Origin of the sequence: Colwellia psychrerythraea 34H, assembly GCF_000012325.1 — a bacterium.
Lineage (GTDB): Bacteria > Pseudomonadota > Gammaproteobacteria > Enterobacterales > Alteromonadaceae > Colwellia > Colwellia psychrerythraea_A.
In genome coordinates, this window is the sequence record NC_003910.7 from 2,309,143 (window position 1) to 2,324,115 (window position 14,973).

Sequence of the window (14,973 nt, forward strand, 5' to 3'; positions counted from 1 at the left end):
TTAGCTACCAAAATGCATATTAGTAAAATTTTCCTTTTAATATTAGTAATGAGCTTGACGATGTCTTTGTCATCAAGCTCATTTTTTTTGTCTTCGTATTTAACTGAGCAGTTGTCGAGTAATCATTATCGAATAGGTCAAATAACTTATGCCCTTAAACATAATCACATTACCGCGTTAACCATTGAAGAACGTAAAACTGAGCTAGGCAGTACTCATTGGCTTACCCTTAATCGAGAGTTAGCAAAAAATAAAAAAATAGCAGCATTAAAGCTTGGTAACTGGTATCAACAAGCAGCAAAGCAAAAATCAAATACGAAATCGATTAGTAAAGCTATTATGTGGTTTGAACAAGCTATTCGCTTAGGCTCAAAACAAGCAATTTTTAACCTAACACAACTGTATTATCGACAAGGGAAAACTGTAACAGCAGAAATGACATTAAGAGCTTTACCTGATGTATTACCCGATAATGAGTTAGCCGTCGCCGTGCTTTTGTTACGGATTACTATGGCTATTGAATTAGGGGATGTTACACGGGTTAAATCGTTATTAAAATCTGATTTATTGAAGTTATATGGTAATGCTCAAACTAAGCGTTTATTAACTGATATAGATAGATATTCAGTAATAGATGACAGTTCAGTATTAACAAGTACGACTAATAATAAAATTGATCTGAATATAGAAAATTCAAAAAATTGCATTACTAGTTTACAACTTTTTGCTACTAGCCTAAGTCATTTAAAGCACCTTGAAATGCTGATTAAAGGTTTTAAAGAACAGCAAAAATTAGCAGAATATATATGTCTTCCGACACCCCGATATATTAGTATCAAAAATCTTGATTGTGAGGCCCAAGCGCAACACGCTATCTCCTGTGATGAATTACGCTGGGAAAGTGTGGCGAAAGAAGTTAATACTCGACATATCGGGTTAATGTTAAAAGATGGAGGGGCTAACGTACACTTAGGTATATTATATTTTGATGTTAACGATAATACTGATGTATTTAGCCATGAAGTAAGCCACTTGCTCGGATTTGTTGATGAATACCCTTTAATTAAAGGTCACGCTAAATGCCAAGGAATACAGCAAAAACCTTTTGCGCATAATATGGCGGTATTAAACAGGTATTATCATGGTGAACAGCAAGAATTAAGAGCAAGTATATTAATAAATATTCCATGGGCTCACAGCATTAACGCTAGCACGCCTATTTTGGAAGAAATACGAACTGGTTCAAGTAAAAAGCAACATTGGCGTTTAGGTACACCGAAAGGTTATGCCAATCAAATAGGTGTTCATATTTCTGAAAGTTGTCAGAAATCTGCTTCAATCGAAAGCTTACTCGATAACTCAATCGCTAATTTCGCATCAAGTAATATCGAGTCAGCTTACGCTTCTTTTAAGCCATTAAGTAGACATACCCAACTGAGATATTTTAACGATGATTTTCCTGAAGAATACCTTGGTCTACTAAATACCAAGCCATACGATTTTTTGATGCCAAGTTTTCATTACAACATAGCGTTGGCTTTATACAAACAAGGTCAACTTGCTAGTGTAAAATATTGGGTCGAGCAAGCGGCAAAATGGGAAGACGACCCGGTTAGAAAAGTCTATATATTGGAGGGAGCGTTTTAAGTATTAGTTTCAAGACAATTTGACACTATCGGTGCTTCTTTATTACCACAACTTTATTAGCCTGATTTCCCTTATCTATAACAGCAATAACTTTACTTTCGGAATGATCGTTCTGTGTGTATGGCATTCTTTTTTTACGGGTAACATCTAAATAGATTAAAGAGTTTTTCTTAGCTTCTTTTTTGAGTTTAGCTTCAGTTATTGGCCAATGGGTAAAATTTTCTGTATACCGGATTTCTTGAGCTGCTCTTTTACATTTTTGTCTGAGGTTATAGTTTAAATTTGCGTTTATTTCTTGATCGTATTTGGTCTTTTCTTGTTTGGGCGTTATAGTTTTATTTGAATTTAAAAATTTTTTGAGACTGGCTTTGAGTTGGTAAAAGTAGGCGAAGAAACTCATTTTAGAAACCCTTCATAGAGGACACCCTATTAGTTATAGTCTAAATTCAACCCTTTACCCAGCACAGTTCAGGTTTATTTTTCCTCTCTAAGTCAGGGGATATAATTACTCTTAAACTAAGTGCTTAAATTCCTGAGGGAAATTGAGTTATAATATCCGTGTATTTATTAACTTACTTTTCAGCAGCTTCACGCTTAGCATGAGCCTTTTATGAACATTTTTTCACCCCACTTATTTCGTCAACAATTTCCGCTGATAGAAAGTCATGATCAATCATTAATTGAAAAAGATGATTTAATGCCATCTTTGATTTACTTCGATAATGCGGCGACTACGCAAAAACCAAGACAAGTAATCGATTGTCAGCAACATTATTACCGTAATTTTAATGCTAATGTTCACAGAGCTTCTCATCAGCTAAGTAGCAAAGCAACGTTTGCTTTTGAAAAAGCCCGTAGCTTGGTTCAAGGATTCATCGGGGCTAAAAGTGTTAAAGAAGTTATCTGGACGAAAGGTGCAACTGAAAGCATAAATGTCGTCGTACAAAGTTTAGCGAGAAATATTTTAATACCTGGAGACGAGATAGCTATTTGCGTTAGCGAACATCACGCAAACATTGTACCTTGGCAAATTGTTGCAGAACAAACAGGCGCTGTAATCAAAGTCATACCTATCACTGAATCTGGATATATCGATGTTGATGAAATAGATAATATTATCAGTGATAAAACCAAATTTGTAGCCTGCGCCCATATCTCTAATGTGTTGGGGCGAATAAATCCTATTGAACAAGTGATAGTTAAAGCAAAATCTGTTGGCGCCATTACTGTGATAGATGGTACCCAGGCTGTAGCTCATTTTTCTGTAAACGTACAGTCACTCGATTGTGATTTCTATGTTTTCTCAGCGCATAAAATGTACGGTCCAACAGGTATTGGTGTACTTTATGGTAAAAAGAAGCACCTAGAAAGCATGGCTCCCTATCAAGGGGGAGGGGAAATGATTAAAACGGTGAGTTTTACTCAAGGAACAACATTTAACTCATTGCCCTTTAAGTTTGAAGCGGGCACTCCAAATATTGCAGGTGTCATTGCTTTTGCTGAGAGTATTAAGTTTCTTGGCCCTTTGTTAACTGATGTTAGTAATAGCTATGGCTTATTTGAACAAAAGCTGGTTAATTATTGTTATCAAGCGTTAGATAAAATTGCGCAAGTTAACTTTATAGTTGAAGGGACCCCTGATATTGGCGTTATCGCTTTTACCTTAACAGGGCACCATAATCATGATATCGCCATGTCTCTCGATACGCATGGTATTGCTATTCGCTCAGGCCACCATTGTGCAATGCCGTTAATGGCTTATTTGAAAATTGATGGTTGCTTAAGAGTCTCACTCGCTCCCTACAATACTGTCACAGAAATTGACTATTTCATTGATTGTTTAAAAAACATATTATTGGAAGAAACTATCGAACAATCAAACTCACGAGTGAAAGAAGATGTATTACTAGACTCACCCGTGAAAGAGATAGATGAAATTATTACTCTTTTTTCAAGAACAAAAGGCTGGGATACCCGACATAGAGAAATTATGTTGCTAGGTAAAAATCTTCCACGTTTAGATAAAGCATCACGTGATGACAATACATTGATAGCAGGTTGTGAAAGCCTTGCTTGGATTAAAGCTGAACACAGCGCTCAAGGTTTGTATTCGTTTACTGCAGATAGTGATGCAAAAATAATTCGTGGTTTATTAGTGATTGTACTCGCTGCTTTTAATCATCAAACGGCGCAAGAAATACACCAATTTAATATTAATGATTATTTTGAAAAATTAGGTTTAATGCAACACTTAAGCCCTTCACGCGGTAATGGTGTATTGGCTATCGTTGAAAAAATTAAAGCAATGGCACAGCAATAAGTAAACAGTGTAGATACCTGTTTACATATTGAGTCTTTTTAATGTTATTTTTGATGTTTTATTAATAGTTTGTCAATGGCTCTACCCACGGCAAAAAAAGCAAAGGTGGCTGTGACATGGGTTGTTGCACCAAAACCACTTTGGCAATCTAAACGCGTAGCACCTTGCTCGCCATTACTCTTATCAGGTTTAGCCAAGCAAACTTCACCTTGTTTACCATCAGCAGGGTAGCGTAATTGTTCTGTTGAATATACGGCATCGATTGAGAACTTTCGTTTACCTGCTGTTTTAAGATCAGCACGCGGAAAGTTAAACTCTCGACGTAGCTGATTTTTTACTTTAGCAAGTAACGGGTCTTGATAAGTCTTGCTCAAGTCTGTGATTTCAATTTTGCTTGGATCCACCTGTCCACCGGCACCACCAATGGTGATAATCGGTAATTTACTACCTCTGCAATAAGCAATAAGGCGTGTTTTAATGTCTACAGAATCAATGGCATCAATGACATAATCAAAATCTTTGGTAATTAAACTAGAGAGATTTTCTACCGTTACAAAGTCTTCAATGATATTAACTTGGCACTCAGGGTTGATTTGTTTGATGCGCTCAGCCATAACATCAACTTTACTTTGTCCAACAGTGTCAGTTAATGCATGGATCTGACGATTAATATTCGTGGTGCATATATCATCTAAATCTATTAAGGTTATTTTTCCAATACCATTGCGGGCTAGGGCTTCAGCTACCCAAGATCCAACACCACCAATGCCAATAACACAAAAATTTGCTTGTTGTAAAACATTCGCGCCATGTTCGCCATATAAACGGCTAATGCCACCAAAACGTAAAGAATAGTCAGACATAATGAATTTAAAGAGTCTTATTGAGTAATTAAGAAGGGGAAGGTTGTTATTATAACGCCTAGTTCCTGTGAGTTAAATATAATTCTATATCAAAAATTGAACGACAATCTATCGTGATGAGGGTATTTAAAAGTGATTAAAGTATTTCTTATGTGAATAACAACTATAGGCAAGTAATATGGTGATTGGTTGTTTTTCTCGATAAAAAAGCACAAAAAAGGCAGCGAAAGCTGCCTTTTTTATCAATTCATTGATGCTTAAATAAGCATTAAATCATTATCTTTTATTTAATGGTACGAATTCACGGTTAATTTCACCCGTGTATTTCTGACGAGGACGACCGATTTTTTGACCCGGCTGAGACAACATTTCATCCCAGTGAGCAATCCAACCTACCGTTCTAGACATAGCAAAAATCACGGTAAACATACTTGAAGGAATGCCAATTGCTTTTAAGATGATACCTGAGTAAAAATCAACATTCGGGTAAAGTTTTTTCTCAATAAAGTATGGGTCTTCAAGAGCAACTTTTTCTAATGCCATAGCGACATCAAGTAAAGGATCGCTGATACCAAGTTCATTCAATACTTCATGACAAGTTTCACGCATGACTGTTGCACGAGGATCGAAGTTTTTATAAACACGATGACCAAAGCCCATTAAACGGAATGGGTCATTTTTATCTTTAGCTTTAGCTACATATTCAGCAACGTTTTCTAAGCTACCAATTTGTTCAAGCATAGTAAGACATGCTTCATTAGCGCCGCCATGTGCTGGGCCCCATAAAGATGCAACACCAGCTGCTATACAAGCATAAGGGTTAGCACCAGAAGAACCGGCTAAACGAACAGTAGAAGTTGAAGCATTTTGTTCATGATCAGCATGTAAAGTAAAGATTCTGTCCATAGCATTAGCTACGGTAGGGCTTACTATATATTCTTCAGCAGGTACTGAGAACATCATGTGAAGGAAGTTTTCAGCGTAAGAAAGCTCATTGCGTGGGTAAACAAATGGTTGACCAACACTATATTTATAAGCCATTGCAGCGATAGTAGGCATTTTAGCAATCAATCTATGAGCACTACGTTTACGCTGTGCAGGGTCAGTGATATCTAAGTCACTGTGATAGAAAGATGACATTGCACCAACAACACCACAAAGCATAGCCATTGGATGTGCATCAGGTAAGAAACCATGGAAGAAATGAACTAACTTCTCATGTACCATGGTATGTGTAGTGATGATTGACTTAAATTCTTCATACTCTGATTGAGTTGGCGCATCGCCATTCAATAAGATATAACAAACTTCAAGGTAATCAGCTTGTTTAGCTAAGCTATCAATAGGGTAACCGCGGTGTTGTAGAACACCTTTGCCGCCATCAATGTAGGTAATAGATGATTCACAAGAACCCGTTGCTAAAAAGCCCGGATCGTAGGTGAAATAGCCATGGCTACCTAAAGTTCTAATATCAATTACGTCAGTACCTGCAGTACCTTTTAAAACTGGAAATTCACCAATTTCTTTGCCATCAATACTCAGAGTGGCTTTTGATTCAGCCATAATGTTTTATCCCCTATCAATTATAATTTATGTACATTTACTGACATTCTACTAAGTTGTTTAATACAAAGATTAAAAAGCTAAGTGAATAAATCGTCAGTTTTTGTGACTTTTCTGGGTTTTTTAAACTGCCGACATTCTACCCTGAAATGAATTTAAAATGTAAGAGTAATTATACTAAAGTTTAATGCAACGCAAATTACTGTTCAAAAAACGCCCCATATGTAACTTAGGATACGGTAAAATTGTAATTCGATCTTATCAACTATATAATCGCTGCGTTCTGTAGCTTTTTATGAAGTTACCTACTTTTTTTGCTTTTGTATTTGCTTTTGTAAAATTGAATAATATTACAAAACCTAGCTAGAATCGCATAATGAAGTTAGTTAGACTTATGTCCGAATTGGTACATGAGTTTGTAAAGTTGTAAAAGTTACCGTTCACTTTCGGGAATTGCTTTTGTTTATATTGATTTTTAAGTTTCAATTAAGATTTTAAGTCAGCTAAGTAAAGGCAGTTCATGAGTAACAATAATAAAAGTTGAAGGCTTTCGAGCTCTTTAGGCAACAATTGTGAAAAAACAACGTCCTGTAAACCTAGATTTAACTACGATAAAAATGCATCCAGCAGCTAATGCTTCAATTTTACACCGTGTATCTGGTGTAATTATGGTTTTTGCTATTGGTATTTTATTGTTTACCCTTTCAACCTCTCTTTCTTCTGCTGAAGGATTTGCCCAAATTCAAGGTTACCTTGATGGCTTTTTCTTTAAATTCATTATTTTCGGCTGTCTTTCTGCCTTGACCTTTCATGTTTTAGCGGGTGTTCGTCACTTGCTAATGGATCTAGGCCATTTTGAAGAACTAGCTTCAGGTAATGCCACTGCCAAATTAATCATGGTTATTTGGTTAGCAGTATCAGCAGTTATAGGAGTTTGGTTATGGTAAACGTCGTCACATCAGCGGGCCGAAATGGCGTGCATGATTTCATTCTTTTAAGAGCTAGTGCAATTATTCTTGTACTATATACTTTACTTCTCGCAGGTTTCTTCGTAGTAACACCTAGTGTTACTTATGATGTATGGCAAGGTTTCTTTGCTTGTATGAGTGTTAAAGTAGCAACAGTAATGGCGTTATTAGCATTACTTGTTCACGCTAAAATTGGCGTATGGCAAGTTCTTTCTGATTATGTAAAACCTGCGTTCCTACGCGGTGCATTACAATTTATTTTTTCTGTTACTTTATTAGCCTACTTAATGTTTGGCTCTTTAACTGTGTGGGGTGTATAAGTGAGCGTTCCAATTCGTGAATTTGACGCCATTGTTATTGGCGCAGGCGGTGCAGGTATGCGCGCTGCATTAGCAATTTCAGAATCAGGCAAATCTTGTGCCTTGATTTCTAAAGTATTTCCAACTCGATCTCATACTGTATCGGCTCAAGGTGGTATTACCGTAGCTTTAGGTAATGCCCATGAAGATCACTGGGAACAACACATGTACGATACCGTTAAAGGTAGCGATTATATCGGTGACCAAGACGCCATCGAATATATGTGTAAAACAGGCCCAGAGTCTATTATAGAATTAGAGAAAATGGGTTTACCGTTTTCTCGTACGGAAGAAGGTAAAATTTACCAACGTCCATTTGGTGGCCAGTCTAAAAACTTTGGTGGCGAACAAGCCGCTCGTACTGCTGCCGCAGCTGACCGTACAGGTCATGCACTACTTCATTGTTTATATCAACAAAACGTTAAAAACAAAACGAATGTTTACTCAGAATGGTATGCATTAGATTTGGTTAAAAACAGTGATGGTGCTGTCGTTGGTACAACTGCTATTTGCATTGAAACTGGCGAAATTGTTTACTTTAAAGCACGTGCTACTGTACTTGCTACTGGTGGTGCTGGTCGTATATTTGCTTCTACAACCAATGCTCACATCAACACCGGTGATGGTGTTGGTATGTCTCTTCGTGCTGGCATTCAAATGCAAGACATGGAAATGTGGCAATTCCATCCAACCGGTATAGCTGGTGCGGGTGTACTTGTTACTGAAGGTTGTCGTGGAGAAGGTGGTTACCTTCTGAATAAAGACGGCGAACGCTTCATGGAACGTTATGCACCAAATGCTAAAGATTTAGCAGGGCGTGATGTTGTTGCTCGTTCAATGATGACAGAGATTCGTGAAGGTCGTGGTTGTGACGGTCCTTGGGGTCCACATATTAAGTTGAAGCTTGATCATCTAGGCCGTGAAACGTTATATAAACGTTTACCTGGTGTTTGTGATTTATCTAAAACTTTTGCTCATGTTGATCCAGCAGAAGAGCCTATTCCAGTTATACCTACATGTCACTACCAAATGGGTGGTGTACCTTGTAATGTTAATGGTCAAGCCCTTAATATTGGCAGTGATGGCAAAGAAACTATCGTTGAAGGTTTATTCGCTGTTGGTGAAATCGCTTGTGTATCTGTACATGGTGCAAACCGCTTAGGCGGTAACTCACTACTTGATTTAGTAGTATTTGGTCGTGCAGCAGGTAACTTCTTAGGTACTTACTTAAACGAAACACAAACTGCAACAGAAGCATCTGAATCTGATCTAGAAGCAGCGCTTGCACGTACTAATCGTTGGGAATCTTCTACTAAAGGTGAAGACCCTGTACAAATCCGTAAAGATTTACAGATGTGTATGCAAATGAACTTCTCAGTATTCCGTGAAGGCGAAGCCATGGCGCAAGGCATGAAAGAGCTAACTGAAATACGTGAACGTTTAAGTGATGCTCGTTTAGATGATAAGTCATCAGAATTCAACACCCAACGTATTGAGTGTTTAGAATTAGATAACTTAATGGAAACAGCTTTTTGTTCTGCAAAAGCAGCAAACTTCCGAACAGAATCTCGTGGTGCTCATGCACGTCAAGATTTCACTGAACGTGATGACGTAAATTGGTTATGTCACTCAGTCTACACACCAGAGACTGAAGAAATGACCAAACGTGATGTTAATATGAAACCCGTTCACCGCGAAGCTTTCCCTCCGAAAGCACGTGTATATTAAGGAGCATTGTAATGAAACAGTTATTTTCGATTTACCGTTACAACCCTGATGTTGATAATGCGCCATACATGAAAGACTATGAGTTAGAAGTTCCAGAAGGTTCTGACTTAATGGTACTTGACGCTCTGATTCTTTTAAAAGAAACAGATTCAAGCTTATCTTTCCGTCGCTCGTGTCGTGAAGGTGTTTGTGGCTCTGATGGCTTGAACATGAATGGTAAAAATGGCTTAGCTTGTATTACGCCTTTATCAGAATTGAAAGCCGATAAGATCATTTTACGTCCATTACCAGGTTTACCGGTAGTACGTGATTTAATTATTGATATGACTCAATTTTATCAGCAATATGAAAAAATTAAGCCATACCTAATTAATGATGCACAACCAGCAGCGCGTGAAAACATACAGACGATTGAAGAACGTGATAAATTAGACGGCCTTTACGAATGTATTTTATGTGCATGTTGTTCAACATCATGTCCATCTTTTTGGTGGAATCCTGATAAGTTCATCGGCCCAGCAGGTTTATTACATGCGTATCGATTCTTAATCGATAGCCGTGATACTGCAACCGAAGAACGTTTAGATGGTTTACAAGATGCCTACAGCGTATTTCGTTGTCATGGCATCATGAACTGTGTTGATGTTTGTCCAAAAGGACTAAACCCAACAAAAGCGATTGGTCATATCAAATCAATGTTATTAAACCGAGCGGTTTAATAAATACCAAACCTAGCTAAACAAAATTTAACTACTGCTTTAGTCTAGGTTTATTTAATTGGTTTTTATGACAGAATAAGCAGAGTAGTTTCTTTATTGAGCGTTTTAATAGTTTCTTATAAAAGCGTCTTAGTAGGGGATACTCTGTATTTTTATAATAATTTTAAACATTGTAATAATTTTTATAAGTAGTTTGTTTTCTTTACTGCAAAAGTGTTGATTTATTCTATAAATAAATACTTCAATAATAAATTTAACAAAACGCATAAAATAATTATTACGTATTTTTTTTTGCTACAGACAAGCAAAGGAACACGGCAATGCCAGAAGGTGTAATGAAGGCTTGGCTAGAGTCTTCCCACTTAAACGGTGGCAACATCGTTTATATTGAAGAATTGTACGAATCATACTTAGATAACTCCGCCTCTGTATCTGCAGAATGGCAAGGTATCTTTAGTCAACTCCCGAAAGTCGAAGGTAGTGAGGTTGAATACCGCCACTCTGCCATCCGTGACGAATTTAGAGCCCTAGCAAAACAAGCCAATAAACAAGTAGTTGTTTCTAGTGGCAATGATGCTAAACAAGTCAAAGTTTTACAGCTTATCAACGCGTTTCGATTCCGCGGTCATCAGAATGCTAATTTAGATCCTTTGGGTTTATGGCAACGTGACAAAGTACGTGACTTGCAGCTTTCACATCACGATTTATCTGAAAACGACTTCGATAAAGAATATAACGTTGGCTCTTTTGCCATCGGCCAAGACACCATGAAGTTAGGTGACTTATATAAAGCATTAAGAAACACTTATTGTGGTTCTATTGGTGCTGAATATATGCACATGACGGCTACCGACGAAAAACGTTGGTTACAACAACGTCTTGAGTCTGTTCAGTCTAAAGCGGCACTTTCTGTTGATGAAAAAACTAAACTTCTTCAGGGCTTAATCGCTGCTGACGGCTTAGAGAAATACCTTGGAGCTAAGTTCCCAGGTGCAAAACGTTTCTCTCTGGAAGGTGGTGATTCACTTGTCCCAATGCTTAAAGAATTAATCACTCGTGCTGGCGCTGCCGGTACTAAAGAAGTGGTTATGGGCATGGCTCATCGTGGACGTCTAAACGTACTTGTTAATGTCATGGGTAAAAACCCGTCAAAATTATTTGATGAGTTCGCCGGTAAGCATGATGAAATACTTAGCTCAGGTGATGTTAAATATCATCAAGGTTATTCTTCAGATTTCGTTACCCCGGGTGGTACCGTTCATTTAGCGCTGGCATTTAACCCATCACATCTAGAAATCGTTAACCCAGTTGTTATTGGTTCAGTTCGCGCTCGTCTAGATAGACGTGACTGTGATCAAGGTGATTTAGTACTACCTATTACCATTCATGGTGATTCTGCGATTGCAGGTCAAGGTGTTGTACAAGAAACCTTCAATATGTCACAAGCGCGCGCCTTTAAAGTAGGCGGCACGGTACGTATTGTAGTCAACAACCAAGTAGGTTTTACCACCTCAGTTGCTGAAGATACTCGCTCTGGTGAGTACTGTACTGAAATTGCTAAAATGGTTCAGGCGCCAATTATCCATGTAAATGGTGATGATCCTGAAGCAGTTATCTTAGCAACGCAAATTGCACTTGATTACCGTAATGAATTTAAACGTGATGTTGTTATCGATTTAGTTTGTTACCGACGTCATGGACATAACGAAGCTGATGAGCCAAGTGCTACGCAGCCACTTATGTACAAAATTGTTAAAAAACATCCTACACCACGTCAATTATACGCAGATAAATTATCAGCGGAAGGTAGTTTAACTACTGCCAAAATTGATGAATTAACAGCCTACTACCGTAAGTTACTTGATGAAGGTCAATGTACGGTTGATCAATGGCGCCCAATGACTGAGCATTCAGTTGATTGGACTCCATACTTAGGCCATGAGTGGGATGATGACTACGACAAAGAAATATCGCTTGAGAAATTAAAAGAACTAGCGGTTAAATTGTCAAGTTACCCAGAAAGTCATCCAGTGCATTCGCGTGTTAAAAAGATTTACGATGATCGCATGAAAATGGCAACAGGTGAGAAATTACTTGATTGGGGTATGGCTGAAAACTTAGCTTATGCATCCATTGTTGATCGTGGTGATCGTGTACGTATCACAGGTCAAGATTCTGGTCGTGGTACTTTCTTCCATCGCCATGCTGTATTGCATAATCAAGAAGACGGTAGTACCTATTTACCACTGCAAAATATCAGAGAAGGCCAAGGCCCATTTGATGTACATGATTCAGTGTTATCTGAAGTCTCAGTATTAGCCTTTGAATATGGCTATACCACTGCTGAGCCTGCAGGTTTAACCATTTGGGAAGCACAATTTGGTGATTTCGCTAACTGTGCGCAAGTGGTATTTGATCAATTCATTAGTTCAGGTGAGCAAAAGTGGGGCCGTTTATGTGGCTTAACTATGTTGTTACCACATGGCTATGAAGGTCAAGGGCCTGAGCATTCATCAGCTCGTTTAGAGCGCTTCTTACAACTTTGTGCTGATCACAATATGCAAGTATGTGTGCCATCAACACCTGCGCAAGTATTTAATATGCTGCGTCGTCAAGTGGTTCGTCCTATGCGTCGTCCTCTTGTGGTTATGTCACCTAAATCATTGTTACGCCATCCATTAGCGGTTTCTTCATTAGAAGAAATGTCGACGGGTGTATTCCACAATGTTATTGGTGAAATTGATGAGCTTGATGCAAAAGCGGTTGAGCGTGTTGTTTTCTGTAGTGGTAAGGTTTATTACGAACTACTTGATCAACGTCGTAAAAATGAGCTAAATAATATTGCTATTGTTCGTATTGAGCAACTTTATCCGTTCCCTGAACAAGAGCTACAAGCTGTATTGAAAGAATACCAGCATGTGAAGCAATTTGTTTGGTGTCAGGAAGAGCCGCAAAACCAAGGTGCTTGGTATTGTTCGCAGCATAACTTTAGAGCAGCTATCCCTGAAGGTACTACGTTGACTTATGCTGGGCGTAAGGCTTCTGCAGCTCCAGCTGTCGGCTATATGTCACTTCATGTTAAAGAACAGCAAGCGCTTGTTACTCAAGCATTAACAATAGATTAACTCTTTGGTGCGCTTACTCAAATAGTGAGCGCAAAGAAAGTTTGAAAGGATTAAAAAAATGACAACCGAAATCAAAGTTCCGGTATTACCTGAATCAGTTGCTGATGCAACAGTAGCAACTTGGCATGTACAAGTTGGTGAAAAATTTACTCGTGATCAAGTACTTGTAGATATTGAAACGGACAAAGTAGTATTAGAAGTTCCTGCAACTTGCGACGGTGTTATGACCGATATTAGCCAAGCTGACGGTGCTACTGTATTAGGCGACCAAGTGATTGGTAGCTTTTCAGAAGGCAGTGAAGCTGCTGCACCTGCACCCGTTGCAGCAGCAAGCGCTCCAGCGGCATCAGGAGCTGTTAAAGTAATCGATATCGTTGTACCTGTATTACCTGAATCAGTTGCCGATGCAACTGTTGCCACATGGCATGTAGCTGAAGGTGATACTGTATCAGTTGACCAAAACTTAGTTGATATTGAAACAGATAAAGTAGTACTAGAAGTTGTTGCTCAAGATAATGGCGTAATTGGTAAAATTATCCATGTTGAAGGCGATACTGTTTTAGGCGCTCAAAAAATTGGCGAACTTAATGCCGGCGCAACTGCAGGTTCTGCTGCTACCGCTGCACCAATTGAAGATGCAGTAAGTTCAGATGATCTTGCTAGCCCTTCAGTACGTCGTTTAATGACTGAGAAAGGCTTAACGGCTGCCACCGTTGTTGGTACTGGTAAAGGTGGACGTATTTCAAAAGAAGACGTTGAAGCCGCTGCTAACAAACCTGCTGCTGCACCAAAAGCAGTAGCACCGGTAGCTGCACCAGTACAAGAACTTGGCGAACGTACACAAAAACGTGTGCCAATGACGCGTTTACGTAAAACGATTGCAACACGTTTATTAGAAGCTAAAAATTCTACTGCGATGTTAACTACGTTTAACGAAGTTAACATGAAGCCAATTATGGATTTACGTAAGCAATATAAAGACTTGTTTGAAAAAACTCATGACACTCGTCTTGGTTTTATGTCTTTTTACGTGAAAGCGGTAACTGAAGCATTAAAACGATTCCCAGCAGTAAATGCCTCAATTGACGGTGATGACATTGTTTATCATAACTTCTTTGATATCTCTATCGCTGTATCTACGCCACGTGGTTTAGTAACACCAGTATTACGCGATTCTGATCAACTAAGTATGGCTGGCATTGAGAATGGAATTCGTGAGTTAGCTATTAAAGGTCGTGACGGTAAATTGTCTATGGCTGATATGACTGGTGGTAACTTCACTATCACAAACGGTGGTGTATTTGGTTCACTATTATCAACACCTATTCTTAACTTACCTCAAGCAGCGATTTTAGGTATGCATAAAATACAAGACCGCCCTATGGCAGTTGACGGTAAAGTAGAAATTTTACCTATGATGTATTTAGCATTATCTTATGATCACCGCTTAATTGACGGTAAAGAATCTGTTGGTTTCTTAGTAACAATCAAAGAATTGTTAGAAGATCCAACACGTCTTCTTTTAGACGTATAAGTGTATATCTACCCGTACAAAATAATATAGTTAGTAGACTATAGTATTAGCTCTTTTGGCTACCGTCACTAGAGCTTTTGTACTATAATCGATAAACTTTCACAGGCTGTTACTTAGTTTTACCTTTTTAAAATTAAAAGGTAGGGG

Annotated in this window: 11 protein-coding genes; 8 read left to right on the plus strand and 3 right to left on the minus strand. The window is 38.3% G+C overall.

Annotation, left to right across the window (positions count from 1 at the left end; translation table 11 throughout):
• Positions 1 to 60: 60 nt before the first annotated feature.
• On the plus strand, positions 61 to 1,647 hold the full coding sequence (locus CPS_RS09845) for a hypothetical protein (protein WP_011043028.1): 1,587 nt from the start codon (positions 61 to 63) through the stop codon (positions 1,645 to 1,647).
• Between the two features lie 25 nt (positions 1,648 to 1,672).
• Here CPS_RS09845 and CPS_RS09850 read toward each other — a convergent pair whose 3' ends face one another.
• A complete protein-coding gene (locus CPS_RS09850) occupies positions 1,673 to 2,047 on the minus strand; it encodes a hypothetical protein (protein ID WP_011043029.1) in 375 nt (124 codons plus the stop codon).
• Positions 2,048 to 2,257: 210 nt separating this feature from the next.
• Between CPS_RS09850 and CPS_RS09855 the strand changes: the two genes are divergently transcribed.
• Complete coding sequence (locus CPS_RS09855; RefSeq protein WP_011043030.1) at positions 2,258 to 3,967, plus strand: SufS family cysteine desulfurase; 1,710 nt, start codon at positions 2,258 to 2,260, stop codon at positions 3,965 to 3,967.
• Between the two features lie 44 nt (positions 3,968 to 4,011).
• On the opposite strand, the gene tcdA is transcribed toward CPS_RS09855, so the two are convergent.
• Positions 4,012 to 4,830: a tRNA cyclic N6-threonylcarbamoyladenosine(37) synthase TcdA gene (gene tcdA / locus CPS_RS09860; RefSeq protein WP_011043031.1), complete on the minus strand. Its 819-nt coding sequence runs from the start codon at positions 4,828 to 4,830 to the stop codon at positions 4,012 to 4,014.
• A 276-nt stretch (positions 4,831 to 5,106) separates the two neighbouring features.
• Entirely contained in the window at positions 5,107 to 6,393 is a 1,287-nt protein-coding gene (locus CPS_RS09865; RefSeq protein WP_011043033.1) for a citrate synthase, read from the minus strand.
• 572 nt (positions 6,394 to 6,965) lie between these two features.
• On the opposite strand from CPS_RS09865, the gene sdhC reads away from it, so the two are divergent.
• The 6 genes from sdhC (at position 6,966) to odhB (ending at position 14,826) form a co-directional block, all read left to right on the plus strand.
• Complete coding sequence (sdhC, locus tag CPS_RS09870) at positions 6,966 to 7,340, plus strand: succinate dehydrogenase, cytochrome b556 subunit (RefSeq protein ID WP_011043034.1); 375 nt, start codon at positions 6,966 to 6,968, stop codon at positions 7,338 to 7,340.
• Complete coding sequence (gene sdhD / locus CPS_RS09875) at positions 7,334 to 7,681, plus strand: succinate dehydrogenase, hydrophobic membrane anchor protein (protein ID WP_011043035.1); 348 nt, start codon at positions 7,334 to 7,336, stop codon at positions 7,679 to 7,681. The genes sdhC and sdhD overlap by 7 nt, the downstream gene beginning before the upstream one ends.
• Positions 7,682 to 9,448, plus strand: coding sequence for a succinate dehydrogenase flavoprotein subunit (sdhA, locus tag CPS_RS09880; protein WP_011043036.1), 1,767 nt, complete (start codon positions 7,682 to 7,684; stop codon positions 9,446 to 9,448).
• 11 nt (positions 9,449 to 9,459) lie between these two features.
• The gene (locus CPS_RS09885) at positions 9,460 to 10,167 is read left to right on the plus strand and encodes a succinate dehydrogenase iron-sulfur subunit (protein WP_011043037.1); all 708 of its coding nucleotides are present in this window, start codon (positions 9,460 to 9,462) and stop codon (positions 10,165 to 10,167) included.
• A gap of 320 nt (positions 10,168 to 10,487) precedes the next feature.
• Positions 10,488 to 13,292: a 2-oxoglutarate dehydrogenase E1 component gene (gene sucA, locus CPS_RS09890; protein ID WP_011043038.1), complete on the plus strand. Its 2,805-nt coding sequence runs from the start codon at positions 10,488 to 10,490 to the stop codon at positions 13,290 to 13,292.
• A 58-nt stretch (positions 13,293 to 13,350) separates the two neighbouring features.
• Positions 13,351 to 14,826, plus strand: a complete 1,476-nt coding sequence (odhB, locus tag CPS_RS09895) for a 2-oxoglutarate dehydrogenase complex dihydrolipoyllysine-residue succinyltransferase (RefSeq protein WP_011043039.1) — start codon at positions 13,351 to 13,353, stop codon at positions 14,824 to 14,826.
• The last annotated feature ends 147 nt before the right edge of the window (positions 14,827 to 14,973 follow it).

Coding starts and splice junctions, on each gene's coding strand:
- CPS_RS09845 (WP_011043028.1), top strand. CDS start 61: ATGTCTTTGTCATCAAGCTCATTTTTTTTGTCTTCGTATTTAACTGAG.
- CPS_RS09850 (WP_011043029.1), bottom strand. CDS start 2,047: ATGAGTTTCTTCGCCTACTTTTACCAACTCAAAGCCAGTCTCAAAAAA.
- CPS_RS09855 (WP_011043030.1), top strand. CDS start 2,258: ATGAACATTTTTTCACCCCACTTATTTCGTCAACAATTTCCGCTGATA.
- tcdA (WP_011043031.1), bottom strand. CDS start 4,830: ATGTCTGACTATTCTTTACGTTTTGGTGGCATTAGCCGTTTATATGGC.
- CPS_RS09865 (WP_011043033.1), bottom strand. CDS start 6,393: ATGGCTGAATCAAAAGCCACTCTGAGTATTGATGGCAAAGAAATTGGT.
- sdhD (WP_011043035.1), top strand. CDS start 7,334: ATGGTAAACGTCGTCACATCAGCGGGCCGAAATGGCGTGCATGATTTC.
- CPS_RS09885 (WP_011043037.1), top strand. CDS start 9,460: ATGAAACAGTTATTTTCGATTTACCGTTACAACCCTGATGTTGATAAT.
- sucA (WP_011043038.1), top strand. CDS start 10,488: ATGCCAGAAGGTGTAATGAAGGCTTGGCTAGAGTCTTCCCACTTAAAC.
- odhB (WP_011043039.1), top strand. CDS start 13,351: ATGACAACCGAAATCAAAGTTCCGGTATTACCTGAATCAGTTGCTGAT.